This is a genomic window from Duganella lactea (assembly GCF_009857505.1).
GTDB classification, from domain to species: domain Bacteria; phylum Pseudomonadota; class Gammaproteobacteria; order Burkholderiales; family Burkholderiaceae_D; genus Rugamonas; species Rugamonas lactea.
On record NZ_WWCP01000014.1, the window covers coordinates 13,489 to 38,851 of the forward strand.

The window sequence follows — 25,363 nt, forward strand, 5'->3', positions numbered from 1 at the left end:
GGTTAAACTCTTTATATATTTTTAAACGACTTGGTCGAGCGACTTGCCGGCCAGCGCGCTGCGCACACTGCGGTCCATGCGGCGCGACGCAAATTCCTCGGTGCCGTGGGCCAGCGCTTCAACCGCCGCCTTCACGGCCTGGTGATCCACCGCGCCGGTCTGCGACTGCGCGACGATCTCGCGCGTTTTCGCCATCAGCGCATCGACCGCCACGCGTTCTTCGTCCGACAGCAGCGCCGCGTCTTCATCCAGCGCCGCTTGCGTTGCCAGCAGAATGCGTTCCGCCTCCACCTGCTCTTCACGCAACGCGCGCGCCTTCATGTCGACATCGGCAGAGGCGTGCGAATCCATCAGCATGCGTGCCACATCATCATCACCCAAGCCATACGACGGCTTGACGCTGATCGACGCCTCGACACCCGAACGCAGCTCGCGCGCCGACACCGACAGCAAGCCATCCGCATCCACCTGATATGTGATGCGGATACGCGCCGCCCCAGCCGCCATCGGCGGAATGCCGCGCAGCTCGAAGCGCGCCAGCGAACGGCAATCGGCCACCAGCTCGCGCTCGCCTTGCAGCACATGCACCGCGAGCGCGGTCTGACCATCCTTGAAGGTGGTGAACTCCTGCGCGCGGGCGCAAGGAATGGTCGAGTTGCGGGGAATGATCTTCTCCACCAGACCGCCCATGGTCTCGATGCCCAGCGACAGCGGAATCACATCCAGCAGCAGCCAGTCATCGCCCGGCGCGCGGTTACCGGCCAGCAGATTGGCCTGCACGGCGGCGCCCAGCGCCACCACCTTGTCCGGATCGATATTCGCGTGCGGCGTGGTGTGGAAATACTCACTCACCGCGCGGTGCACATGCGGCATGCGGGTGGCGCCGCCGACCATGACCACGCCATCGACATCGTCCGCGTCAACATTGGCGTCGCGCAGCGCTTTCTTGATGGCCTTCATGGTCTTGTCGATCAGGTGCCGGGTGATCTCCTGGAACTTCTCGGCGGTGATGGTCATGTGCACCTGCTCGCCCGACTTCAGCGTGGCGTCGACGATGACTTCCGCTTTGGTCGACAGCAGTTCCTTGGCCTCGCGCGCCTTCACCATCAGCACGGCGGTGTCTTCATCCGACAGCGGCGCCAGTTTTTCTTCCTGATGGATGTAGCAGAACAGCCGGTGATCGAAGTCATCGCCGCCCAGCGCCGAATCGCCGCCGGTGGCCAGCACTTCAAACACGCCCTTGCTCAACTTCAGAATCGAGATATCGAAGGTGCCGCCACCCAGATCGTAGACCGCGTAGATGCCTTCGGAAGCGTTATCCAGGCCATAGGCGATGGCGGCGGCCGTCGGCTCGCTCAGCAGGCGCAGGACGTTCAGGCCGGCCAGTTGGGCCGCGTCCTTGGTGGCCTGGCGCTGCGCGTCATCGAAGTACGCCGGCACGGTGATCACCGCGCCAACCAGGTCATCGCCCAGCGAATCCTCGGCGCGCTGGCGCAGCGTGGCCAGAATCTGCGCCGAGACTTCCACCGGGCTCTTGACGCCGGCGACCGTCTTCAGCTGCACCATGCCGGGCGTATCCTGAAAATCGTAAGGCAGGTTCTCGGCATAAGCGATATCCGCCAGGCCACGGCCCATGAAGCGCTTGACCGACACGATGGTGTTCTTCGGATCGGTGGTCTGCGCGGCCTGCGCCTTGTAGCCGATGTTGGCGTGACCGTTCGGCAGATAGCGCACCACGGAAGGCAGCAGCGTGCGGCCGTCTTCATCGCTCAGCACTTCTGGAATGCTGTTGCGCACAGTCGCCACCAGCGAATTGGTGGTGCCCAAATCGATCCCCACCGCCAGCCGGTGCTGGTGCGGTGCGGTGGACATGCCTGGTTCGGAAATTTGCAGAAGTGCCATGGGTGAGACCTGTATTCTTATGTGGTCAGCTGAGGCGGCGCCGGGCAGCGGCGCCGGGCATCAAGCTTCGATTGCTTCAAAGGCGAAGCGGACTTCTTCGCCGAATTTTTCGAGGAACATCAGCGCGCGCACGCCTTGGGCGGCGGCGGCGTAGTCGCCGGCGTTGATCTGCTGTTCGATCCGCGCCAGTTGCTCCTTGCGGGCGGTGCGCAGTTGCTGGTCGAGCGATTCGAGCGCGTCGCTGTCCTTGCCGGCGCGGGCCTCGCCCAGTTCTTCGCGCCACTCCATCTGCTGCATCAGGAAAGCCATCGGCATCGCCGTATTCGACTCGGTCTGCAGATCGACGCCGTGCAGCTCGCACATGTACTGCGCGCGCTTCTGCGGATTCTTCAGGGTCTGGTAGGCCTCGTTGGCGCGGGTGGCCCACTGCATGGCGACGCGCTTCTCGGCGTCGGTGGCGTTGACGAACTTGTCGGGGTGGACGCGGCTTTGCACGTCGCGGTAGGCGCTGTCGAGCGCCCCGGCGTCTACGGCAAACCGCGGCGGCAGATTGAATAGCTCAAAGTGATTCTGCATACGGCTCAGACGCGGAAGCTTTCACCGCAACCGCAAGCGTCTTTCTCATTCGGGTTGTTGAACTTGAAGCCTTCGTTCAGGCCTTCGCGCGCGAAGTCCAGCTCCGTGCCGTCGATGTACGGCAGGCTTTTCGGATCGACGAATACTTTGACGCCGTGCGATTCGAACACGCTGTCCTCGTCGGTCACTTCGTCCACGTATTCCAGCTTGTAGGCCATGCCCGAGCAGCCGGTGGTGCGCACGCCAAAACGCAAACCGAGGCCCTTGCCGCGGCGCTCGATGTAGCGGTTGATGTGTTTCGCTGCTTTTTCGGTCAGGGTGATTGCCATTTGATTCTCCCGCGCCCCAGGGTCACTGGGGCGACGTGTCGTAATTTACGCTGCTACGGTGGCGTGCTTGTTCTGGTAGTCCAGCACCGCGGCCTTGATGGCGTCTTCCGCCAGGATCGAGCAGTGGATTTTCACTGGCGGCAGCGCCAGTTCTTCGGCGATCTGGGTGTTCTTGATGGCCAGCGCCTGATCCAGCGTCTTGCCCTTGACCCACTCGGTCACCAGCGAGCTCGATGCGATGGCCGAACCGCAGCCATAGGTTTTGAACTTGGCGTCTTCGATCACGCCATCGGCGCCCACTTTGATCTGCAGCTTCATGACGTCGCCGCAGGCGGGCGCGCCAACCATGCCGGTGCCGACGCTGTCGTCGCCCTTTTCAAAGGCGCCGACGTTGCGTGGATTTTCGTAGTGGTCCAGTACTTGTTCCGAGTAAGCCATTTTGATGCTCCTGTATCTGTGAAATTAGTGGGCTGCCCATTGGATCGAGCTGATGTCGATGCCATCCTTGAACATATCCCACAGCGGCGACAGTTCACGCAGTTTGTGTACCTTGGACTTCATCAGCTCGACCGCGAAGTCGATATCGGCTTCGGTGGTGAAACGGCCGATGGTGAAACGGATCGAGCTGTGCGCCAGTTCGTCGCTACGACCAAGCGCGCGCAAGACATAAGATGGTTCCAGCGAGGCCGAAGTGCAAGCGGAGCCCGACGACACGGCCAGGTCTTTGACCGCCATGATCAGCGACTCGCCCTCAACGTAGTTGAAGCTGACATTCAGGTTGTGCGGCACACGGTGTTCCATGTCGCCGTTGATGTAGGTTTCTTCGATCTCTTGCAGGCCTTTGGCCAGACGGTCGCGCAGCGCCTTGATGCGGGCGATCTCGGTGTCCATTTCCACTTTCGCCAGGCGGAAGGCTTCGCCCATGCCGACGATCTGGTGGGTCGGCAACGTGCCCGAACGCAGGCCGCGCTCATGACCACCGCCGTGCATCTGCGCTTCGATTCGCACGCGCGGCTTGCGGCACACGTACAACGCGCCCACGCCTTTCGGGCCGTAGGTTTTGTGCGCGGTGAAGGTCATCAGGTCGACCTTGGTTTTTTGCAGATCGATGACCACTTTGCCGGTCGCTTGCGCGGCGTCGCAGTGGAAGATGATGCCTTTCGAGCGGCACAGTTCACCGATTTCGTCGATCGGCTGAATCACGCCGATTTCGTTGTTCACCAGCATGACCGAAATCAGCATGGTGTCCGGACGGATGGCGGCGGTCAGTTGCTCGATGGTGATCAGGCCGTTGTCCTGCGGTTCCAGGTAGGTCGCCTCAAAGCCCTGGCGCTCCAACTCACGCACGGTGTCCAGCACGGCTTTGTGCTCGGTTTTCACGGTGATGATGTGCTTGCCCTTGGTTTTGTAGAACTGCGCCGCGCCCTTGATGGCCAGGTTGTTCGATTCGGTCGCGCCCGAGGTCCAGATGATTTCGCGCGGGTCGGCGTTGACCAGCGCGGCGACATTGGCGCGCGCCTCTTCCACCGCTTTTTCGGCGGTCCAGCCGTACATGTGGCTGCGCGAGGCCGGATTGCCGAACTGCTCGCGCAGGTAAGGAATCATCGCATCGGCGACGCGCGGATCGATCGGCGTGGTGGCCGAATAGTCCATGTAAATCGGGAAATGCGGCGCGGTCTGGAACTTCACGTCAGCGATGTTTTTTTCTGGGGCGTTCATCTGGTTACTCCGTTAGGGCTTACAGCGCGGCGTGGTTGTCGGTGCGGTGCAACACAACCACGTTTTGCTCAGCGTTCTTCTGCTTTTGTTGATCGACCAGATCCTGCAGCGAAACGGAATCCAGATAATCAACCATTTTCTCATTCAGCGTGGCCCACAGTTCGTGGGTCATGCAGCGCACGCCGCTGGCGGCGTCGGCGCCATGGCAGTTCTCTTTGCCGCCGCACTGCGTCGCATCCAGCGGCTCGTCGACGGCGATGATGATGTCGGCCACGGTGACCTTGTCAGCGCGGCGCGCCAGACTGTAGCCGCCGCCCGGACCGCGGATCGATTCGACGATCTCGTGGCGGCGCAGCTTGCCGAACAGCTGCTCCAGGTAGGACAGCGAAATTGCCTGACGCTGGCTGATGCCCGACAGCGTGACTGGTCCCTTGCCCTGGCGCAGCGCCAAGTCAATCATCGCGGTCACAGCAAAACGGCCTTTGGTGGTCAGACGCATCACTACCTCGGTTGGGTTAAAATATCGACCTCATATCGACCTCATATCGACCTCATTAACTATTCACAAATCCTGAGTAGTTGATCGATTTAGTCAAGTATACCAAACTTTAACAAAGCTTGCTGGCCGCCCCTCGGTTTCAGCCCTTGAGCAGTTGCATCGGCCGGAACAGCTGGTGCATTTGTTGATTGCCAATAAAACTCAGGTTGTACGGGTGCTCCGCCGCGATCTGCGGAAAATCCTTCATTACCGGCAATTTGCTCAGCAATTCAGCGATTTTCCCCCACAACACCATCGTCGGCACCGTCTCGGCCTGCGCGGCCAGGCCGGCCATCACCGCCTCGAAGAATGGCAGCCAGGCCTTGGCGTCCTTGGCCGGGGCAACGTGGCTGCGGAACACCAGCGAGGCGTTCAGCAGCAGGAAGCCCTGCCCGGTCAGCTTGCGCTGCATGTCGGCCAGGGTCTGGATGTGGCTGCCGGCACCGCTGCGCGCCCGCGCCGAGACGGCCGCCATCGCCGCGCCGGCGGTGTTGTCCAGTTGCAGTTGACCATCGGCCACCAGCAGCATTTTCATGAAGTTGCGCAGCGAGGTCGCCTTGTTGACCGGCTTCGACAGGCCGCCGCCCTCTTCCGACGACCACAGGCTGCCAACCGCCCCATCCATGAAACAGACGCCGGTGGCGCTCTCTGCTCGCGGATACGGCCCTTCGCCCACCAGCACATAACGCACTTGGTCCAGCGGCAAGGCAAATGCCGCAAACAGCCGCTGTTCGGTGGGCAGATATACATCGTCCGCCAATTGCGCCAGGTAGGTGGCGTCGGCCGCGCTCATGGCGTTCAAACCGGCGGTCAGCAGCGGCTGCCAGGAGGCATCGGCGCGCGACAGCGCGTCAAGGATAGGGCTGGGAATCGTCATACGAATGAGCTACCAAGAAAACCGGGATTGTAACGCAAGCGTCGGCCGGATTATCGAAGATGGCAGCCAGACAACTGGATGCCAAGCAAATAATTTAATGCGAATCATTATCATTTTCATTGACATTTGGATTATTCGTGGCTATTGTGCCTACATAGCAATCCAGCAAGCTTTCTATTTCAATCTACGGCCATGCACCCGTCCCTATCGTTCTTAAGCCATTCCCCCGCCGCCCACGCACGCACGGTGCGCCAGTTCGTCGAGTCTTTCTGGAATGAGGGTTGTCTGCGGGGCGCGGTCGAGCCGGACGGCCGACAATTGCGGCTCGACGGGCTCGATGCGCAGGGACAGTCGCGCCACTACCTGATCGACATCGCCCATCGGAGCGGCTTTGACCGCTTGCGGCTGAGCGGAGCGCTGCGCTGTCCCGGCACCGCCACCGACTTGGCCAGCGTGGTGCCGGCGCTGGTGCGGCATTTGCAGCCGGCGCCGGCGGCGCTGCGCCAGTTCATCGACGAACTGCAGCACACCGCCCTCAACCATGCCTGGTCGATGACCGCCAAGCGCGACGCCACCCTGAGCTCGCCCTACCCTTGGCAGGAGGCGCAACTGGGTGACGGCCATCCCTACCACCCTTGTTTCCGCTCGCGCATCGGCTTCAGCGTGCAAGACAACCTGCGTTACAGCCCCGAATTCGCCCAGGCGTTCGAGCTGATGTGGCTGGCAATTGCCGTTGACGCCAGCGAGACCCACACCGGCGACGGCATCGCGTATGAAGGCTTGCTGGCCTCGCAACTGGGTCCGGATGAATACCAGCGGCTGCGCGGACAGATCGCCGCCCAAGGCCGGCGGCCGGACGCCTACCGGCTGCTGCCGGTCCATCCCTGGCATTGGGAACACGCCATCGTCCTGCATTTTTCCGACTGGCTGGCCGACGGCACGCTGCTGCATCTCGGCGCCGGCGGCGACCGCTGGCTGGCGCAGCAATCGATCCGCTCGTTGAGCAGCCTCGCCGGCGAGCAGCAACACAATCTCAAGCTGCCACTGGCCATCGCCAACAGCTCGGCCGACCGTATTCTGTCGGACCACCACGTGCACAACGCGCCCCTCATCTCGCGCTGGCTCGAACGGGTGTGCGACGCCGATCCATTCCTGGCCGGCGGCCGGCGACTGGCAATCCTGCCCGAGCCGGCCGGCATCACGGTGGCGGCGTCACGCCAGCGCGACACCGCCTACGGCATGCTGGGCGCTATCTGGCGCCGCTCGCCACAATCGGTGCTGCAAATGGGCGAGCGGATTTTTCCGATGACGGCATTGACCACGCTGAGCGCCGACGGCGCCCTGACCATCCAGCCATGGCTCAATCAGCATGGCGTCGAGCGTTGGGTGGCGGCGCTGCTGGCGTCCTGCGCGCCGCCGCTGCTACACCTGATGATGGCGCACGGCGTGCTGCTCGAATGTCACGCGCAAAACACGCTGCTGATCCTGCGCGACGGCCTGCCGCATCGCATCGCCATGCGCGACCTGCCCGGAGGCCTGCACTACCTGCGCGGTGCCACCGGCGAGGAGCAGTTGGCGGGCCTGCGCGCCGCACCTTCGTACCGCAATGCCATCAATGCCAGTGCCGGCTTCATGTTCGCCTCAACGACCGAGGCGCGCGATTATCTGATCGAAGTGCTGTTCTTCATCAACCTGGGCGAATTGGCCTGGCGTTTGCAGCACCACTGCGGCCATCCCGAGACGCTGTTCTGGCGCCAGGCCGCGCGCACCATCGCCGATTACCAGGCAAGCATGCCGTCAATGGCGGCACGTCACGCGGAGTTCGATCTGCTCGGCCCGCAGCTACAAATCGAATGCCTGGCGGCACGCCGCCTGCTCCGCTGGAGCAACCAACAATTGCGCACCGTCCGCAACCCGCTGCATGGCGCGCCGCAGGACAGCGCCGACGGCTATGGCGCCAGGGAAGAGCAACGATGAGTATAGCGCCCGCCATCGGCCGCGCCGAGTTGCCAGCGCGCGCCGTGGCCATCACGGTGGCGGGTCACTTCGGCGCCGCCTTCGCGGCACTGTGCATGCCGCCGTTCTACGCGCAGATTCTGCAATCGAGTTTCAGCGGCCCGGCGCCATCGGCGGCGCTGGCGGGCTGGTACTTCACGCTGCCCACACTCGCCGCCGCCATCGCCAACCCGGCCTGGGGGCGCCTGGCCGACCGCATCGGCAAGCGCGCCTCGCTAATCCGTGCCCATGCCGGTCTGTGTCTGAGCTTCCTCATCACCGGGCTGGCGCGCACCCCGCTCGAATTCGCCGTCGGACTGACGCTGCAAGGCGTGTTGGGCGGCACCTTTGCCGCCTCCAACGCCTTCCTGGCCGAGCGCCTGCCGGCACCGCGCCTGGCAGCCCTGCTGGGCGTCATGCAGGCCTCGGCGCGCACCGCGCTGTTTGCCGGCCCGGCGCTGATCGGCATCCTCAGCGGCCACACCGACCTGTTGAACATATTCCTCTACCTGGCGCTGTGCCCCGGACTGGCTTGCGTCGCGCTGTATTTTTTGCCCGACCGTCTGCTGCCCGCGCGTGGCGCGGCGCACGCCGCAACCATCGACCTCAACCACCGGCCGGCCGCGCCGTCAGCGGCCGAGGCCGACGCCGACGCCATCGCCGCCTGTGGCATGCGCGCGGCCAGCCTGTATCGGCTGCAGGCCCTGTTTGCGGTCGGCACGGTGCTGTCCTACCCCTACTTCGTTACCGACCTGGCGCGGCGACTGGAGATCGGCGCGGCCACCGCCGGCCTGCTGTTCGGCCTACCGCACGCGCTGTTCCTGCTGCTGGCGTGGCCGCTGGGACGGCGCCTGCGGGCATCGGGCGCCCGGGTCAGCCTTGGCCGCTACGCCGCCCTCACCTGCGCCGGCCTGCTGCTGCAGGCGCTGGCCGCTTCGCTGGCGGCCATGGTCGCCGGCCGCATCGTCATGGGCCTCGGCATGACAGGCGCCTACCTGGCCATCAATACCCTGGCGGCGGCAAGCTCCCACGCCGCACGCGCTGGCAGCCACTTCGGCCGGCTCGAAGGCGCCAACAAATGGGGCGCCGTCTGCGCCGGCCTGCTGGCCAGCGTGCTGGCGCCGACGCTCGGCTACGCCGCGCCACTCTGGCTCAGCGCCGCGCTGGTGGCGGCCGTGTTTATATCGTTGAAATGGAAACTGCTATGAACCTCCCGCTGTCCGCCAGCCATCTGCGGCCCGACCCGGCGCAAGCGCCGCGCTTCGCTGAACAACAACACAGCCGCCTCCTGATCAATTGCTATGCGCGCGAAGTGGCGATGCAGGAGCACACGCTGGCGGTGCTGCCGGCGCCGCGCGGCGTCGGCCATCCCGCCATGCCGCCCAACCATCGCGGCCAGGTGCTGGAGATCGCGCTGCCGCGCGTCGACAGCCGCCTGTGCGTCGGCGTGCTGCATGTGTCGTCCACCGCCAATTTCGACTACACCACCGACGTCTATTTGCGCAGCGGCGACCAGGCCTGGCGCCAGGCCGGCTGGCAGGATGTGGCGCGGCTGATCATCGAAGACCTGTCACGCCGGGCCGACACCCCGTTCAACAACGAATTGATGCAGCAGATCGGCGACAGCATCGCCACCATGAGCGATGTACTGGAACGTCATCCGGCCACGCCACGGACGCCCGGCCAACGGTCCCTGACGCCTTTGCAAACCTACATCGACAGTGAACAGGGACTGCTCACCGGCCACCCCTTCCATCCGGCGCCGAAAAGCCGCGCCGACTGGTCGCCGGCCGAGCAGCGCGTCTACTCGCCCGAACACAAGGCCAGCATGCGCCTGCACTACCTGCAGGTTCCGCAGCAGTGGCTGCACAGCGATAGCGTTAGCAACGGCGTCGGTGACGACGGCCTGCAAGGCCTGCAGGGGGCCGGTCTGCGACCCGATGCCGGCACCGTGATCGTGCCGCTGCACCCCTGGCAGGCTGGCTGGATGCGGCGCCAACCGCGCATTGCGGCGGCGTTGCGCAGCGGCGCGATGCGCGACCTCGGCGTTCTCGGTCGTCCCTTCCACAGCACCGCCTCGGTGCGCACCCTGCTGGCGGAGGACGCCGCCTCGTTCATCAAACTGTCGCTTAATATGCGGATCACCAACTGTATCCGCAACAACGCCCGCCACGAACTGCAAAGCGCGCTGACCGGCACCCGGCTGTACCGCCGCCTGCGCGACGATATGCGCACGCGCTTCCCCGGCTTCCACGTTCTGGAAGAACGCGCCTATGTCACCGTCAACATGCCCGGCGCCGACGCCGAAATAGACGACGGATTCGGCGTGCTGCTGCGCGAGGGAGTGGCCGGAATCCTGAGCCAGCAGGTACAACCGGTGGTCTGTGCCGCCTTGTTCGGCAACGGTGCCCACGGCCGGCAGCGCGTGTTCGCGCTGATCGAGCGCTATGCGCTGCATAACGGCCTGGGACTCGAGCAGGCCGCGCGCGCCTGGTTTGCGCGCTATGCCCTGGCGGCCGTTCATCCGACGCTGTACCTGCTGTTTGAACACGGCGTGGCGTTCGAGCCCCATATGCAAAACACCCTGGTCGGACTGGACGCCCAGGGCGCGCCGACCAGCTTTATCGTGCGCGATCTGGAGTTGACGCGCCTGGCTCCGCGCGCCCACCATCTGGCGCAGGCCATGACGCTGGAGCCGGCCACGCTGGCGGCGCTGTGCTGCAGCGACGAGCGGGCCTGGGTCCGCATCGGCTACTGCCTGTTTGTGAACAATCTGTGCGAGGTGATCACCACCATCGCCAACGGCAACCACAGCTTGTATCTCGGTCTGTGGGGGGTGCTGCGCGATACGCTGCAGGACTACCTCGCACAATTTCCCCATCCGTCCGCCAGCCGCCGCATTCAAGGGCTGCTGGCGGGCGAACCCTTGCCGGCCAAAGGCAATCTGCTGACGCGCTTCCTGCGCCAGGCCGATCGCCAGGCCAGCTATCTGCCCCTGTATCACCCGCTGGGCGTGGTCAATAGCGCCGCGGCTTCCTTATAAAACCAACGATATCCTCCATATGATCACTATCTATCCAAGACTCAAACCCCTGCCACTGCTGCTGACAGGTCTGTTTTTCCTGCAGGCCGGCCATGCACAAGAGACGCAAACCCTGCAGCAGGTGACGGTGACCGGCAGCGCCGACGGCGCCGCCGTCAGCGCCAGCGGCACCAAGACCCAGGGCGGCGTGCTCGATGCGCCACAATCGGTCAGCGTGGTGACCCAGGAGAGCCTGCGCAACCGCTCGGCCCTGACCAGCAAGGATGCGCTGGACTACGTCAGCAGCGTGGTGGCCGGCCAGGGTGAAGGCCGACGCGACGAGTTTTACATCCGCGGCTTCTACTCGCTGCGTGACACCACCCTCGATGGCGTGCGCGACGACACCTTGTACTCGCGCGATCTGGCCACGGTGGAGCAGATCGAAGTAATCAAGGGCGCGGCGGCGGCGCTGTACGGACGCGGCTCTGCCGGCGGCATCATCAACCGGGTCAGCAAACAGCCACGCGCCAGGCAGGAAACCGAAATCACCGCGACGCTCGGCGCGGACCATGAACGGCGCGTCAGCGTGGACGCCGGTGGCGCCGTGAATGAACAACTGAACGCGCGCCTGATCGCGGTCTACGACAAAGGCGACAGCTACCGCGACGTGGTCGAACACACCCGCAAGCTGCTGGCGCCGTCGGTGAAATGGGCGCTGACGCCGGACACCTCGCTGCTGCTGCAGGCCGAGGTGCAGCGCGAAGACCGCACCCCGGACCGCGGCGTGCCGTCGCTGAACGGACGTCCGGTCGATGTCGACCCGTCCACCTTCTACGGCGAGAAATACGACTACACCAGCACCGACAGCGACATGGGCAAGGCCAAACTGGAGCACCGCTTCAACGATCGGCTCAAGCTCGCCAACACGCTGCAATACAGCCGCACCGACCTCGAAGGCGTCAACACCCGGAATCGCCGTGTCAACGCCAACGGCACGGTGTCGCGCCAGGTCACCTTCTTCCCGCAAAAGCAGCGCAACCTGATCAACCAGACCGAATTGACCTATACCGGCAACGGCCACGCGGTGCTGGTCGGCCTCGAGTTATCGGAACAAAAGCGTGACATGGTCACCGCGCAAACCGGCATCGCCTTCCCGGTCGACCTGTTCGCGCCACAGCATGTGCTGCCGATGCCGCAACTGAGCGCCCTGCCAGTCTCGCTGAACAACAGCTTTGTCGCCAAGACCGCGGCGCTGTATGTGCAGGACCAGATCGACCTGGCGCCGCGGTGGAAGGCGCTGGCGGGCCTGCGTTTCGACCGTTTCCAACAGGAGCAGACCAACCATCTGACCAACGTGTTCAGCGAGCGCACCGACAACCAAGTCTCGCCGCGCGCGGGTCTGGTATACCAGCCAGTCGACGGCCAGTCCTGGTATGTGAATGTGGGTCGCTCCTTCTCGCCCGGCGGTGGCGACCTGCTCTACACCGGCAACACCGCGCTATCGCAGGTTAAGCCCTTGCAAACCGATTTGCAGGAGGTCGGTTACAAGCAGGACTGGATGGGCGGGCGCTTCTTCACCACCGCCTCGCTGTTCCGCATCGAGCAGCGCAACCAGCTGACGCTGGACCCCACCGATCCGGCCGGCCTGCGCCAGCTACAGGTGGGCAAACAGCGCAACCAGGGCGTGGAGCTTGAACTGCAAGGCACCTTGTGGCGGGGTGGCCGCATCAACGCCGCCTATACCTACAACGACGCGCGCGTCGTCGCCTCGAACGATGTCCCGAACGGCAACCGCGCCGAAATGACCGCCCGCCACCGCGCCAGTCTCTGGATCGACCAGGTGATCGATCAGTCGTGGAGCGCCGGGCTGGGCGTACTGCTCAACAGCAACCAGTTCGCGCTGTCCGACAACACCGTGCGCCTGCCGGGCTATGGCCGCGTCGACGCCGCGCTGACCTACCGCCACAAGCGGTTCGATGTGCGCTTCAAGGTGAACAACATCGGCGATGCCCGTTTCTACGAATCGGCCATCAACAACGTCCAGATCCAGCCAGGGGCGCCGCGCAGCGCCAGCGTAACGGTCAGCACGCGCTTCTGAAGCCGGCTATTCGGCATCCGGCTGGCGTAGGGACGCGCCAGCTGCAACGCCGACCAGTACATACTTCACCTGATCGAGCGGCGGCGCGAACGCCGCGAACATCCGCTACTCGGTCGGCAAACACTGATCCTGCGCCAGTTGTGGCATTTTCCGATCGGAAAGTGTTAAGATAATTTCCCAGTATATGTCTGATTCCGGGGAATAAATGGGCCGTATCTGCTGGATTGCCGCCGCCGTGCTGATGCTGTCGCTGGGCGCCGCCGCGCAAACACCCGCGCCGCCGGTGCTGGACGAGGCGCTGGACGCGCCCACCCGCGCCCACATCATCAATGAGTTTGCGCGCCGGCTGACGGAATTGCATGTGGACGGTCCGCGCGCCAAGGCGGCGGCCGACGACCTGCGCCAGCGTCTGGCACGCGGCGAGTACGAAGACCAGTTGACGGCGCGTGCGATGGCGGCCCGCGTCACCCGCGATGTGGCGGCGATCACGGCGGACCGTCACACCTATCTGGAATTCGTGCCTTACGATCTGGCCGACGAGCGCCAGCGCCCGCCAGCCCCCGCCGCGGCGACCGACAATTACGGCTTCCGCAAGTTCGAGCTGCTGGACGACAATATCGGCTATCTCAGAATCACCCGCTTCGCGCCGCTGGATCGCGGCGCGCTGGACATGGCCGCCCGCTTCATGGACCAGGCCGCCGACAGCCCGGCGCTGATCATCGACCTGCGCGACGCCGGCGGCGACAGCCAGGACATGGCGGCGCTGCTGGCGAGCTATCTGCTGGTGGACCAGCGTAGCTGGTTCTTCCGCGACAATCAAATCCATCTGCACGACCAGATCGACCGTTCCGGCCGCGTGGTGAAGGAATACTGGACCTGGGGCACCGTGCCCGGCAAACGTTTCGGCGGCGACAAGCCGCTGTACCTGCTGGTCAACGAGCGCACCGGCGGTGCAGCCGAAGCCTTCGCCTACGATTTACAACAGTACGTGAAACGCGCCGTGGTGGTCGGCGCGCCGACGATGGGCGATGCGCGCGTTGGCGCCAAGCAGCGCATCTCGCGCCAGTTGCAGACCTCGGTGGCGATCACACGCGCCAGCAACGTGATCACCCGCGACAACTGGGAGGGCGGCGGCGTGCAGCCTGACCGCATGGTGCCGCCAGCCAGCGCGCGGGACACGGCGCTGGCGATGGCGCGGGCGGCGATCCGGAGCGCGGGTTCGCCGCCTCAGACCTCGCGGTCCGAGCTGCGCTGATTACTCGGCGTCCGGCTGCTGGGATGGATGGGCTTGCTGGAAGGCGGGCAGTTCGGCGCAGGCGGCGTGGATGCGCATGATGGCCGGGTATGGCGCCATGTCGATACCAAACCGCTGGGCGCCGAAGACTTGTGGCACCAGGCAGCAATCGGCCAGCGTGGGCGTGTCGCCGTGGCTGTAGCAGCCGGTGCGCGAATCATCGGCCAGCAAGCTCTCCAGCGCCGACAAGCCGGTGCGCAGCCAGTGCTGCTGCCAGCCGAGCTTGACCTCTTCCGTCACACCCAGTGGCCCCGTCAGATGTTTCAGCACGCGCAGATTGCCCAGTGGATGCGTGTCGGCGGCAACGGTCAGCGCCAGCGCGCGGACGCGGGCACGCTGCATCGGCGTGGCCGGCAGCAACGGCGGTTGCGGGTACGTCTCTTCCAGATATTCGATGATGGCCAGCGATTGGCCGATCACGTTGCCGTCAACTTCCAGCGCCGGCACCAGACCAGCCGGGTTGATGGCGCGGTAGGCGTCGCCCAGCTGCTCGCCACCGTTGCGCAACAAATGCACCGGCGCGGCGTCGTAGGCGATGCCCTTCAGGGCGAGCGCGATGCGCACGCGGTACGCGGCCGAACTGCGAAAGTAGGTGTAAAGTTTCATCAGCGCCGTTCCCTGTAGTGCGTGACGGTCTGCTCGATGACGCCGAAGATGCTGGCGCCGTTTTCATCGTTCATCTCGATGCGCACGCTGTCGCCGAATTTGAGGAACGGCGTTTGCGGCGCGCCGGTCTCGATGGTTTCGTACATGCGCACTTCCGCCAGGCAGCAGTAGCCGACGCCACCATTGACGATGCTCGAACCGTGCAGGCCGCCCTGCTTGTTGGAGACGGTGCCGGAGCCGATGATGGTGCCGGCCGCCAGCTCGCGCGTGGCGGCCGCGTGCGCCACCAGCTGGGCGAAGTTGAAGGTCATGTCTTCGCCGGCGTTCGGCTTGCCGAACGGTTGCCGGTTCAGTTCGACCAGCAGCGGCAGGCGCAGTTTGCTGTCGGCCCAGTTGGCGCCGAACTCATCCGGCGTTACCGCCACCGGCGAGAAGGCGCTGGCCGGCTTGGACTGGAAGAAGCCAAAGCCCTTGGCCAGCTCGTTCGGAATCAGGTTGCGCAGCGAGACATCGTTGACCAGCATCACCAGCCGAATCGCCTTGGCGGCCTCTTCCGGCGCGGCACCCATGCGCACATCACCGGTGATGACGGCCACCTCCGCCTCCAGATCGATGCCCCACGCTTCGGACAGCGCGTAGATCGGATCACGCGGGGCGACGAAGCTGTCCGAGCCGCCCTGATACATCAGCGGATCGGTGTAGAACGAGGCCGGCACTTCGGCATTGCGCGCCTTGCGCACCAGCTCGACGTGATTGATGTAGGCCGAACCGTCGGCCCATTGATAGGCGCGTGGCAATGGCGAGTGACAATGCTGCTGGTCAAACGGCTGGGCGTCCACTGATTCGCCGGCATTCAGTGCGACGTAGACTTGCTGCAGCCGGGGCGCCACATGCTCCCAGTGGTCCAACGCCTGCTGCAGCGTGGCGGCGATCGCCGGCACCAGCTGGTAACGCGTCAGATCGCGGCTGACGACGACCAGGCGACCGTCGCGGCTACCGTCCTTCAGGGTGGCGAGCTTCATGCGTCACCTCCGTGCATCCAGGCGGCGTGCTTCGGCGCTTTTTTGGTCTGCGACCACTCGTCGAGCATGGCCCATTTCACCTCGTCCAGCTTGTGCAGCATCTCCGGCGTGCCGATGTTGCAGGCCAGTTCCAGACGGTGGCCGTTGGGATCGAAGAAGTAGATCGATTTAAAAATGGTGTGGTTGACCGGGCCGATCACGTCGATGCCGCCAGCGACGAGGCGCTCCTTGGCGGCCAGCAATTCGTCCATGCTCTCGACCTCCATCGCCAGATGCTGCACCCAGGCGGGCGTGTTCTGGTCGCGGCCCATTTCCGGCTGCGTGGGCAATTCAAAGAACGCCAGCACGTTGCCGTGGCCGGCGTCCAGAAACACGTGCATGTAAGGGTCAGGCGCCTTGGTCGACGGCACTTCGTTCTCGGCAATCGCCAGCACAAAATTCATGTTCAGGTGTTTGCCATACCACTCGACGGTTTCTTTGGCGTCTTTGCAGCGGTAGGCGACGTGGTGTATTTGCTTGATTTTCATGACGGTCTCCCTCTTGATTCGGGCATTAGATGCCAGATTCAGATATCATACAAATCGTATTTATCTCATCATTTATCAGATTTTCCAATGAATCCCAGCCTGCGGCAAATGCGCGCCCTGGTGGCGCTGGCCAAGACCGGCAGCTTCACACTGGCCGCCGGCCACCTGAACGTGACGCAATCGGCGTTGAGCGGCCAGATCAAGGAGCTGGAACAGTTGCTGGGCCTGCGCGTGGTCGAGCGTACCACGCGCAAAACCCAGCTGTCGGAACTGGGGCGCGAGCTGTACCCGCTGTTCGACAAGATGCTGCACGATCTCGACCGGGCCATGGCCGACATCGCCAACCGCAAGGCGCTCAAGCAGGGCTCGGTCCGGCTCGCCGCGCCGCAGATGCTGTCCTGCACCATGGTGCCCGAAGTCATCGCCGCCTACCGCGCCCGCCATCCCGAGGTGCAGGTGCGGCTGACCGACTGTCCGCTGGAACAGGTGTCGGCGCGCGTGTTCAGCGGCGAAGTCGACTTCGGCATCGGCCCCGAGCGCGACGCCACCGCCGAAATCGACGCCCAGCCGCTGTTCGAGATGCCGTTTGTCGTGGTCTATCCGCCAGGTCACGAACTGGATCAGCGCAAGCGCCTCACCTGGAGTGACGTCAACCGCTATCCCTTCATTTCGCTGCAAGGCCAGTTCACCGAGCGGTTGTTGCGCGATGTGCATGTTTCCTTCCGCGAGTTGTCGCTCAGTCCGCATAACGAGGTAACCTTCATGACCACCGCGCTGGCCATGGTCCACGCGCGCCTGGGCATCACCGTCTGTCTGCCCTATGCGGAGAAAATGGTGCAGCTGTATGGCCTGAGAATGCGGCCGCTGGAGGCGCCGGCGCTGACGCGGCGCTTCTTTGTCTATACGCGCGGGGCTCGTGCGCTGTCGCCGGCCGCCGAGAGTTTGGTCGCCTTTCTGCATGAGTTCGTCGCGACGCACGAGTGGAATGTGCCGGCCGCATAGCCCGCTGGCGCCACCAACCTCAGCGCCGCTGTTTTATAATGGCGGCATGACTGCCAACACCATCGCCATCAACCAACAGATGGACAAGTTTGACGGCCACCACAGCGTTTGGCTGTTTGGCTACGGCTCCTTGATCTACAAAGCCGACTTCCCCTACCTGCAACGCCGTGCGGCCAGCATCGACGGCTGGACGCGGCGCTTCTGGCAAGGCTCCCACGACCATCGCGGCACGCCGGAAGCACCCGGCCGCGTGGTGACGCTGATCGAAGAAGCCGGCGCCATCTGCCATGGCATGGCCTACCTGATCACGCCGGACGTGTTCGCCCACCTCGACCACCGCGAAAAGAACGGCTACCTGCGGCTGGCGATCCCAATGACGTTTGACGACGGCGACAGCGTCGACGGCCAGGCCTACATCGCCACGCCGGACAACACCGCCTTCCTCGGTGCCGCCTCCGAACAGGAGATCGCCGCCCACATCGCCCGCGCCACCGGTCCGAGTGGCCCCAACAGCGACTACCTCAACCACCTGGCGCACGCCCTGCGCGAGCTGGGCCGCCACGACCGGCACGTGTTCGAGATCGAGCGCCACCTGGCGGCGCTGCAATCAAAATAAATCCATCTGCCCGGCGTCGGCCGCCACCCTGGCGCGCGCGCCGAGCGGCGGCACCAGCAGCGGCCGCGTGAACTGCGAGGCGTCCATGCGGTGGAAACGGCTGCCCTGCCCGCTCAGGCCCAGGCGCTCCGAGGCGATCTTGACGCGCTGGCGTATCAGCTCGGCCCACACGCCCTCGCCTTTCATGCGGGTGGCGAAGTTGCTGTCGTAGTCCTTGCCGCCGCGCATTTCGCGCACGCGGTTCATCACACGCTGCGCCCGCTCGGGGAAATGCGCCTGCAGCCACTCCTTGAACAACGGCGCCACCTCCCACGGCAACCGCAGCACCGTGTAGTGCGCGCTGACCGCGCCAGCCTCCTTGACCGCCTCCAGTATCCGTTCGATGTCCGGCTCGGTGATAAAGGGAATGATGGGCGCGATGCTGACCGCCACCGGAATACCGGCGTCGGTCAGCGTGCGGATGGTGCGCAGGCGGCGCGCGGGGGCCGCCGCGCGCGGCTCCAGCGTGCGGGCGATAGCCGGGTCCAGCGTGGTCAGGGTGATGGCGACGCCGGCCTGCTGCTTGGCCGCCATCGGTGCCAGAATGTCGATGTCGCGTTCGATCAGCGAGTTCTTGGTGATCAGCCCCACCGGATGCTGGCATTCCTGCAGCACCTCCAGTACGCGACGCGTCAGCTGGTACTCGCGCTCGCACGGCTGGTAGGCGTCCGTGTTGACGCCGAGGGCGATCGATTCCGGCTGGTAGCCCGGCTTGGCCAGCTCGCGCCGCAGCATCTCGGGCGCGTTGACCTTGGCGAAGATCTTGCTCTCGAAGTCCATGCCCGGCGACAAGCCCAGATAGCTGTGCGTAGGCCGCGCAAAACAGTAAATGCAGCCGTGCTCGCAACCGCGGTAGGGATTCAGCGACACGCTGAACGGCAAATCCGGCGAGGCATTGCGGCTGAGAATGGACTTGCAGATTTCCTCGGTGACCTGGGTTTTCCATGGCTTCTGCTCCGCTTCCTCGCGCTCCCAGCCGTCATCGTAGGCTTCGCGCGCGTTAAGTTCGTAGCGGCCCTGCATGTTCGACACGGCGCCACGCCCCTTGCGCGCCGTCAGCGAAGGCGGCGGCAACATCACTTGTTCCTGCTTGTTTTCGTCGTGGGACATGGCATGGATTTAAATACTGTATTTATATACAGTATTCTAGGCGCTGTGCGCCGCCATTTCAAGCGAAATCCGCGTGCGCTGTTGGGAAGCGCGGGGGCAAGCTGGTATCATGCCGGGCTTCGCCCCAGCGCGCGTCCAGCGCAGCGCTCGGCAACCTCACAGTGAGCCATAACATGAACAATTCGAGCCAACCTCTGCCGTCTTTCTTCAGCCGGATTTCGATCGCCATCGGCGCCTTCTTCCGCGCCCTGTCCGATGCTGAATACGCCGCCCGCCTGACGCGCATCGACGATGCGCCGCAACCGGCGGCCGCCCCAGTCGCGCCGCCAGCACCCGCGCCAGCCCCGACTCCGACGCCAGTCACGCTGCGCGTGGCCACGCCGGACGCCGCCCTGCAACTGCTGTCGCTGTTCCAGCGCGAAGCGCGCCTGATCGACTTTACCCAGGAAAACCTGAGCGCCTACAGCGACGCCGACATCGGCGCCGCCGCGCGCGTGGTGCACGAAGGCTGCGCCAAGGTGCTGAAGGAGCACTTCGCCATCCAGCCGATCCGCAGCGAAGCGGAAGGCAGCCGCGTCGAACTGCCGGAGGGCTTCGACGCCGCCGCCGTGCGCCTGACCGGCAACGTGGTCGGCAAGGCGCCGTTCCACGGCACGCTGAGCCACCGCGGCTGGCGCTCGGCCGAGGTGCGCCTGCCGAAGCTGACCGAAGCCCATGACGCGTCAATCCTGGCGCCGGCGGAGGTGGAACTATGAGCGAGCCACGTTACGCCATCGGCATCGACCTGGGCACCACGCACAGCGCGCTGTCGTATGTGAATCTGCAAGCCAGCGATGGCGAGAAGACCCAGCACGGCGTGCTGGCGATTCCCCAACTGACCGCGCCGGGCACCGTCGAAGAACTGCCGCTGCTGCCGTCCTTCCTCTACCTGCCGCACGCCGACGAACTGGCGCAGGGCGAGAACAACCTGCCATGGCAGCAGAGCGCCGACGAACTGACCGGCGTGGCCGGCGAGATGGCGCGCAGCCGTGGCGCCACCACGCCGATCCGTCTGGTGTCGAGCGCGAAAAGCTGGTTGAGCCATCCCGGCGTTGACCGCCGCTCGGCGCTGCTGCCGAACGACGCGCCGGAAGAAGTCACGCGCGTGTCGCCGCTGGCGGCATCCACCCGCTATCTGAGCCATCTGCGCAAAGCGTGGGAACAGGCGCACCCAGACGCGCCGTTCGGCGAACAGGCGGTGACGGTGACGATACCGGCATCCTTCGATCCGGGCGCGCGCGAACTGACCGCCGACGCGGCGCGCGCCGCCGGCTACACCAACCTCACGCTGCTGGAAGAACCGCAGGCGGCCTTGTACAGCTGGATCCAGGGGAGCGAAGGCCGCTGGCGCAAGGAGGTCAAGCCGGGCGACATCATTCTGGTGGTGGACGTGGGCGGCGGCACCAGCGACTTTTCGCTGATCGCCGTGCTGGAACGCGACGGCGTGCTGGAGCCGCACCGCATCGCCGTGGGCGATCATATTCTGCTTGGCGGCGACAATATGGACCTGGCGCTGGCGCACCTGGTGGCGCGCAAACTGGCCGCCAACGGCACGCAACTGGACGCGTGGCAGATGCGTGCGCTGACCTACGGCTGCCGCACCGCCAAGGAAAAACTGCTGGCCGATGCAACCGTGGCCACCTGGCCGATCGTCGTACCAAGCCGTGGCTCGAAGCTGATCGGCGGCTCGATCCGCACCGAGTTGACGCGCGATGAAGTCAGCACCTTCATCCTCGACGGCTTCCTCCCGAAAGTGGAAGCGTCGGCGCGGCCGGCGGTGCGCACCCGCGCGGGCCTGACGCAGCTTGGCCTGCCGTATGCGCAGGACGCCGGCATCACACGCCATCTGGCGGCCTTCCTGGCGCGCCAGGTGGGCGCGACGGCGGAGCTGGAAGGCTATGCCGGCAAGCCAAACGCCGGCGCGACGTTCCTGCATCCGACCGCGGTGCTGTTCAACGGCGGCGTGTTCAAATCGGACCTGCTGGCGCAGCGCATCATGGTCACCCTCAACGACTGGCTGTACATGGAAGGCGCCGAGCCGGCGCGCATGCTGGGCGGCGCCGACCTGGATCTGGCGGTGGCGCGCGGCGCGGCCTATTACAGCTACGTGCGGCGCGGCAGCGGCGTGCGCATTCGCGGCGGCACGGCGCGTTCGTACTACGTGGCGATCGAATCGGCGATGCCGGCGATTCCCGGCATGGAGCCGCCGATTCAGGCGCTGTGCGTGGCGCCGTTCGGCATGGAGGAAGGCGGCGAGATTGAACTGCCGAATCAGGAATTCGGCCTGGTGGTCGGTGAGCCGGTGCAGTTCCGCTTCTTTGGTTCGTCGGTGCGCCGCCAGGATCAGATTGGCGATCTGCTGGACTTCTGGGGTCCGGATGAACTGATCGAGATGAACGAGATCCAGGCCAACCTGTCGCCGGAAGGCCGTCAGGCGGGCGACGTGGTGCAGGTGCGCCTGCATGCGATGGCGACCGAATCCGGCACGCTGGAACTGGCCGCTGTGGCCAGCGCCGGTCAGCGCTGGAAAGTGGAGTTTGACGTTCGTTCGGCTTCCTGAGCATGAGTAAGTACGTCGTCAGCATCGACCTGGGCACCACCAACACGGTGATGGCCTACGCGGAAACCGGCAGCGCGCAGATCCGGTTGTTCGATATCGATCAGCTGACGGCGCCCGGCGAGGTTGGCGCGGCGGCGTTGCTGCCGTCGTTACGCTACCACCCGGCCACCGGCGAAATGGCGGACGGCGAACTGCAATTGCCCTGGCGCGCCGACGACGTGGCCGGGCTGTCGCAGGTGGTCATCGGCCGCCTGGCGCGCAAGCTCGGTGCGCAGGTGCCCGGACGGCTGGTGGCCAGCGCCAAGAGCTGGCTGTCACATCCACAAGTGGACCGCACGGCGGCCATCCTGCCGTGGGGCGCGGAGGCGGACGTGCCCAAGGTGTCGCCGGTGGCGGCCAGCGCCTCGTATCTGGCGCATTTGCGGCATGCATGGAATGCGCGCTTCGCGGCGCATCCGCTGGAACAGCAGCAGCTGGTGCTGACCATTCCCGCATCGTTCGATGAAGGCGCCCGCGCGTTGACGCTGGAGGCTGCGCGCATGGCGGGCCTGCCGTCGTTGCGATTGCTGGAAGAACCGCAGGCGGCGTTTTACGACTGGCTGTTCCGCCAGCGCGCAGCGCTGGCCACGGAGCTGGCGGAAACGCGCCTGGTGCTGGTCTGCGACGTTGGCGGCGGCACCACGGACTTCAGTCTGATGAAGGTGGAAACCAGCGGCGACGGGCAACCCGCCATCAGCCGCATCGGCGTCGGCAACCACCTGATACTGGGCGGCGACAATATGGACCTCGCCCTCGCCCATCTGGTCGAGACACGCCTGGCCGGCGGCGATGCGCCAGTGCGGCTATCGGCCAGCCGCCTGTCGCAACTGGCGGAGCGCTGCCGCGCGGCCAAGGAGCTGCTGCTGGCGGCGGATGCGCCGGAGCGCACCACCGTCACGCTGCTGGGCACCGGCGCGAAGCTGATCGGCGGTTCCCGCTCCGCCGAGCTGACACGCGATGAAGTGGCGGCCTTGGTGGTGGACGGCTTCTTCCCCCTGAACGAAACACAAGCACCGGCCAAGCGCGGACGCGGCGCCATCGTCGAATTCGGCCTGCCTTACGCGGCCGATGCGGCCATCACCCGCCACCTTGCGGACTTCCTGCGCCAGCACGCCGCCGCCACGCGCGCGGCCCTCGGCCTGCCCGCCGACAGCACCGCCATTCCCATCCCGGACACGCTGCTGCTCAACGGCGGCGTGTTCCGTGCCGATACGCTGGCGCGCCGGCTGGAAGCCACGCTGGCAGGCTGGCGCCAGCAACCGCTGCGCGTTCTGCATAACGATAACCCGGACGTCGCCGTCGCCCGTGGCGGCGTCGCCTACGCGCTGGGCCAGGCCGGCCAGGCGCCGGTGATCGGCGGCGGCTCCGCGCGCAGCTATTTCCTGCTGCTGGACGATGCTGGCGAAGCCGACAAACCGCTCCGCGCCATCTGCATCCTGCCGCGCGGCGCGGCCGAGAACCGCGAGCTACTGCTGGCCGATCGCACCTTCGCCTTGCGTCTCGGCCGGCCGGTGCGCTTCCACCTGGCTTCCTCCACCGCTGAAACCCCGCACGCGGGCGACGTGGTCGAGCTGCGGCCCGATGACTACATCCAGCTGCCGCCAATCGCCACCGTGCTACGCGACAGCAGCGCCGCCGACGCCCGCAAGGAAATCCCGGTGCAACTGACGGCCATGCTGAGTGAAGTCGGCACGCTGGAAGTGCACTGTGTGGCCAAGGAAGACGCGCAACGCTGGCTACTGGAATTCCAGCTGCGCGGCGAGGCAGCGGCGGAAGCCGACGCGCCGGACGAAACGCCGATGCCTGCCGGCCTCACCGCCGCCATCGAAAAAATCGACCGTATCTTTGGCGCGCGCGCGCAGCAAGTCGACATCAAGGAAGTCAAACAGCTACGCGCACAACTTGAACACCTGCTGGGCAGCCGCGAAAGCTGGCCCACGCCGCTGCTGCGCCGCCTGTTCGACGCTTTGCTGGAACGCGCCAAAGGCCGCCGGCGCTCGCCCGGTCACGAACGCGCGTGGCTTAACCTGAGCGGCTATTGCCTGCGCCCCGGCTTCGGCCACCCGCTGGACGGATGGCGTATCGAACAACTGTGGGGCATGTACGAAACCGGCGTGCAGCATCACCAGGACAGCCAGGTCTGCGCCGAATGGTGGACGCTGTGGCGCCGCGTGTCCGGCGGCTTGAGCGTCGAGGCGCAGCTGCGGGTACTGGACGATTTCGCCTTCAATGTGCAGGCCGATGCGGCGGAACGTGGCCGCCGTCCCGTCACGCTGGTCAACGGCAGCGAGGAAGATATGCTGCGTCTGGGCGCGTCACTGGAGCGCATTCCCGGCAACTACAAAGCCGAAATCGGCGCCTGGATGCTGGAGCAGCTGCGCAAAGCCGGCAAGTCCGCAGCGAAAGCCGCCGCGAACAAAAGCCGTGGCGGCGCGGCCGATCTGGCCAAGGCCGAAGCGGCGCAAGGCCGCCTGCTGTGGGGCCTGAGCCGGGTCGGCGCGCGCCAACCTTTCCACGGCAGCGCGCATGATGTGGTCGACATCGGCGTCGTCGAAAACTGGCTGGACGAGGTGCTGAAGCTGGACTGGAAGAAGGTGGAGCCGGCGGGGTTTGCCGCGTCACACCTGGCGCGCATGACCGGCGACCGCTCGCGCGACATCAGCGACACGCTGCGCGCGGAGGTGCTGCGGCGCCTGAGCGGCGTTGGCGCTCCGGCCAACTGGAGCGCCATGGTGCGCGAGGTGGTGCAGCTCGATCAGGCCGACGAAAAACGCATGCTGGGCGACGCGCTGCCGCCGGGTCTCAAACTGCTTTCGTGACATAGCCGGCCTGCTGGGCGACGAAGCCGTCGAAGGCGTCGATCAGCGGCGCATAATGGTTTATATCGTTTTCCAGTTGCGCCAGCGCGTAGACGGTGGCCTCCAGCGTCGACAACTGGTCCGGCAGATGCGCCTTGCGTATCAGGTAGTGCGACGGCGGCGTATCGCGCAGCGGCAGGCGCGGCAAGGTTTGCAGCAGCGGATTCAGATACAGCATCTTGCGGCTCTTGCGCCAGGTGCCATCCAGCACGACCAGCCGCAACGGCTCGCCCAGCCATGCCGCATCGAACGGCTGTGGCCTGGCCAGGCCAAGCGATGCGTCCTCGGTGTCCGGGTAAAGCAGCACGCTGCGCCGTTCGGGCGTCAGCATCGCCTGCAAACGCACGGGATCGAAGCTCTCCCCCACTAACAGCCGGCTGTTGGTCAGGCTCAGATGCAGCAGGCGCGCGCTGCCCTTCGCGTTGCTGACTTCCATGGGGTGTTGAAGGATCAGGACTTCGGTCTGATTCGGCAGCGCTGTAACCCAGCGGCAGATGCAGGTCTGCTGTGGGCGCAGGCAGGCGGCGCACAGGGCGCGCCGCGTTTTCTTCTCGATGGTGCTGGCGGTGTTCATAGACCGCCATTTTACAGCGCC

At 65.3% G+C, this 25,363-nt stretch carries 22 protein-coding genes; 10 read left to right on the forward strand and 12 right to left on the reverse strand.

All coding sequences use genetic code 11. The features are described from left to right. Positions 1 to 21: 21 nt before the first annotated feature. The 7 genes from hscA to GTP44_RS13125 form a co-directional block, all read right to left on the reverse strand. Positions 22 to 1,902 carry a Fe-S protein assembly chaperone HscA gene (hscA, locus tag GTP44_RS13095; protein WP_161019786.1) on the reverse strand — a complete coding sequence of 627 codons (1,881 nt, stop codon included), beginning with the start codon at positions 1,900 to 1,902 and terminating at the stop codon, positions 22 to 24. A 60-nt stretch (positions 1,903 to 1,962) separates the two neighbouring features. Further along, on the reverse strand, positions 1,963 to 2,478 hold the full coding sequence (gene hscB / locus GTP44_RS13100; RefSeq protein ID WP_160991488.1) for a Fe-S protein assembly co-chaperone HscB: 516 nt from the start codon (positions 2,476 to 2,478) through the stop codon (positions 1,963 to 1,965). A gap of 5 nt (positions 2,479 to 2,483) precedes the next feature. Next, the gene (iscA, locus tag GTP44_RS13105; RefSeq protein ID WP_090176915.1) at positions 2,484 to 2,807 is read right to left on the reverse strand and encodes an iron-sulfur cluster assembly protein IscA; all 324 of its coding nucleotides are present in this window, start codon (positions 2,805 to 2,807) and stop codon (positions 2,484 to 2,486) included. Between the two features lie 45 nt (positions 2,808 to 2,852). After that, entirely contained in the window at positions 2,853 to 3,245 is a 393-nt protein-coding gene (gene iscU, locus GTP44_RS13110) for a Fe-S cluster assembly scaffold IscU (RefSeq protein ID WP_072780731.1), read from the reverse strand. Positions 3,246 to 3,269: 24 nt separating this feature from the next. Continuing rightward, positions 3,270 to 4,526, reverse strand: coding sequence for an IscS subfamily cysteine desulfurase (locus tag GTP44_RS13115; protein ID WP_161019787.1), 1,257 nt, complete (start codon positions 4,524 to 4,526; stop codon positions 3,270 to 3,272). Between the two features lie 19 nt (positions 4,527 to 4,545). Further along, positions 4,546 to 5,025, reverse strand: coding sequence for a Fe-S cluster assembly transcriptional regulator IscR (iscR, locus tag GTP44_RS13120; RefSeq protein WP_160991490.1), 480 nt, complete (start codon positions 5,023 to 5,025; stop codon positions 4,546 to 4,548). A 139-nt stretch (positions 5,026 to 5,164) separates the two neighbouring features. Further along, a complete protein-coding gene (locus tag GTP44_RS13125) occupies positions 5,165 to 5,941 on the reverse strand; it encodes a uracil-DNA glycosylase family protein (protein WP_161019788.1) in 777 nt (258 codons plus the stop codon). A gap of 192 nt (positions 5,942 to 6,133) precedes the next feature. Here GTP44_RS13125 and GTP44_RS13130 point away from each other — a divergent pair, with 192 nt between their 5' ends. The 5 genes from GTP44_RS13130 (at position 6,134) to GTP44_RS13150 (ending at position 14,311) form a co-directional block, all read left to right on the forward strand. Continuing rightward, positions 6,134 to 7,918 carry an IucA/IucC family protein gene (locus GTP44_RS13130; protein ID WP_161019789.1) on the forward strand — a complete coding sequence of 595 codons (1,785 nt, stop codon included), beginning with the start codon at positions 6,134 to 6,136 and terminating at the stop codon, positions 7,916 to 7,918. Further along, positions 7,915 to 9,144 carry an MFS transporter gene (locus tag GTP44_RS13135; RefSeq protein ID WP_161019790.1) on the forward strand — a complete coding sequence of 410 codons (1,230 nt, stop codon included), beginning with the start codon at positions 7,915 to 7,917 and terminating at the stop codon, positions 9,142 to 9,144. The genes GTP44_RS13130 and GTP44_RS13135 overlap by 4 nt, the downstream gene beginning before the upstream one ends. Further along, positions 9,141 to 10,979 (forward strand): IucA/IucC family protein, encoded by a 1,839-nt coding sequence (locus GTP44_RS13140; RefSeq protein WP_161019791.1) that lies wholly within the window; start codon positions 9,141 to 9,143, stop codon positions 10,977 to 10,979. The genes GTP44_RS13135 and GTP44_RS13140 overlap by 4 nt, the downstream gene beginning before the upstream one ends. Before the next feature lie 19 nt (positions 10,980 to 10,998). Continuing rightward, positions 10,999 to 13,056: a TonB-dependent receptor gene (locus GTP44_RS13145; protein WP_161019792.1), complete on the forward strand. Its 2,058-nt coding sequence runs from the start codon at positions 10,999 to 11,001 to the stop codon at positions 13,054 to 13,056. A gap of 205 nt (positions 13,057 to 13,261) precedes the next feature. Next, positions 13,262 to 14,311 (forward strand): S41 family peptidase, encoded by a 1,050-nt coding sequence (locus tag GTP44_RS13150; RefSeq protein ID WP_161019793.1) that lies wholly within the window; start codon positions 13,262 to 13,264, stop codon positions 14,309 to 14,311. Here the strand turns inward: GTP44_RS13150 and maiA are convergent, their stop codons facing one another. The 3 genes from maiA to GTP44_RS13165 are packed head-to-tail and all read right to left on the reverse strand — an operon-like array spanning position 14,312 to position 16,505. Continuing rightward, entirely contained in the window at positions 14,312 to 14,956 is a 645-nt protein-coding gene (gene maiA, locus GTP44_RS13155; protein WP_161019794.1) for a maleylacetoacetate isomerase, read from the reverse strand. Next, entirely contained in the window at positions 14,956 to 15,978 is a 1,023-nt protein-coding gene (locus GTP44_RS13160; protein ID WP_161019795.1) for a fumarylacetoacetate hydrolase family protein, read from the reverse strand. Before GTP44_RS13160 ends, maiA begins: the two co-directional genes overlap by 1 nt. After that, the gene (locus GTP44_RS13165; RefSeq protein ID WP_161019796.1) at positions 15,975 to 16,505 is read right to left on the reverse strand and encodes a VOC family protein; all 531 of its coding nucleotides are present in this window, start codon (positions 16,503 to 16,505) and stop codon (positions 15,975 to 15,977) included. Before GTP44_RS13165 ends, GTP44_RS13160 begins: the two co-directional genes overlap by 4 nt. 87 nt (positions 16,506 to 16,592) lie before the next feature. Here GTP44_RS13165 and GTP44_RS13170 point away from each other — a divergent pair, with 87 nt between their 5' ends. Together GTP44_RS13170 and GTP44_RS13175 are read left to right on the forward strand one after the other, a co-directional pair. After that, the gene (locus GTP44_RS13170; protein WP_161019797.1) at positions 16,593 to 17,507 is read left to right on the forward strand and encodes a LysR family transcriptional regulator; all 915 of its coding nucleotides are present in this window, start codon (positions 16,593 to 16,595) and stop codon (positions 17,505 to 17,507) included. A 46-nt stretch (positions 17,508 to 17,553) separates the two neighbouring features. Continuing rightward, on the forward strand, positions 17,554 to 18,123 hold the full coding sequence (locus GTP44_RS13175) for a gamma-glutamylcyclotransferase (RefSeq protein ID WP_161019798.1): 570 nt from the start codon (positions 17,554 to 17,556) through the stop codon (positions 18,121 to 18,123). Here the strand turns inward: GTP44_RS13175 and GTP44_RS13180 are convergent. Beyond that, positions 18,115 to 19,272 carry a PA0069 family radical SAM protein gene (locus GTP44_RS13180; protein ID WP_161019799.1) on the reverse strand — a complete coding sequence of 386 codons (1,158 nt, stop codon included), beginning with the start codon at positions 19,270 to 19,272 and terminating at the stop codon, positions 18,115 to 18,117. The genes GTP44_RS13175 and GTP44_RS13180 overlap by 9 nt on opposite strands. A 173-nt stretch (positions 19,273 to 19,445) precedes the next feature. Here GTP44_RS13180 and GTP44_RS13185 point away from each other — a divergent pair, with 173 nt between their 5' ends. The 3 genes from GTP44_RS13185 to GTP44_RS13195 are packed head-to-tail and all read left to right on the forward strand — an operon-like array spanning position 19,446 to position 24,729. After that, a complete protein-coding gene (locus tag GTP44_RS13185; protein WP_161019800.1) occupies positions 19,446 to 20,027 on the forward strand; it encodes a DUF2760 domain-containing protein in 582 nt (193 codons plus the stop codon). Next, positions 20,024 to 21,871 carry an Hsp70 family protein gene (locus tag GTP44_RS13190; protein ID WP_161019801.1) on the forward strand — a complete coding sequence of 616 codons (1,848 nt, stop codon included), beginning with the start codon at positions 20,024 to 20,026 and terminating at the stop codon, positions 21,869 to 21,871. Before GTP44_RS13185 ends, GTP44_RS13190 begins: the two co-directional genes overlap by 4 nt. 2 nt (positions 21,872 to 21,873) lie before the next feature. Beyond that, on the forward strand, positions 21,874 to 24,729 hold the full coding sequence (locus tag GTP44_RS13195) for an Hsp70 family protein (RefSeq protein WP_161019802.1): 2,856 nt from the start codon (positions 21,874 to 21,876) through the stop codon (positions 24,727 to 24,729). Here GTP44_RS13195 and GTP44_RS13200 read toward each other — a convergent pair. Beyond that, positions 24,713 to 25,342 carry a tRNA-uridine aminocarboxypropyltransferase gene (locus GTP44_RS13200; protein WP_161019803.1) on the reverse strand — a complete coding sequence of 210 codons (630 nt, stop codon included), beginning with the start codon at positions 25,340 to 25,342 and terminating at the stop codon, positions 24,713 to 24,715. The two genes, GTP44_RS13195 and GTP44_RS13200, sit on opposite strands and share 17 nt — an antisense overlap. Positions 25,343 to 25,363: the final 21 nt, after the last annotated feature.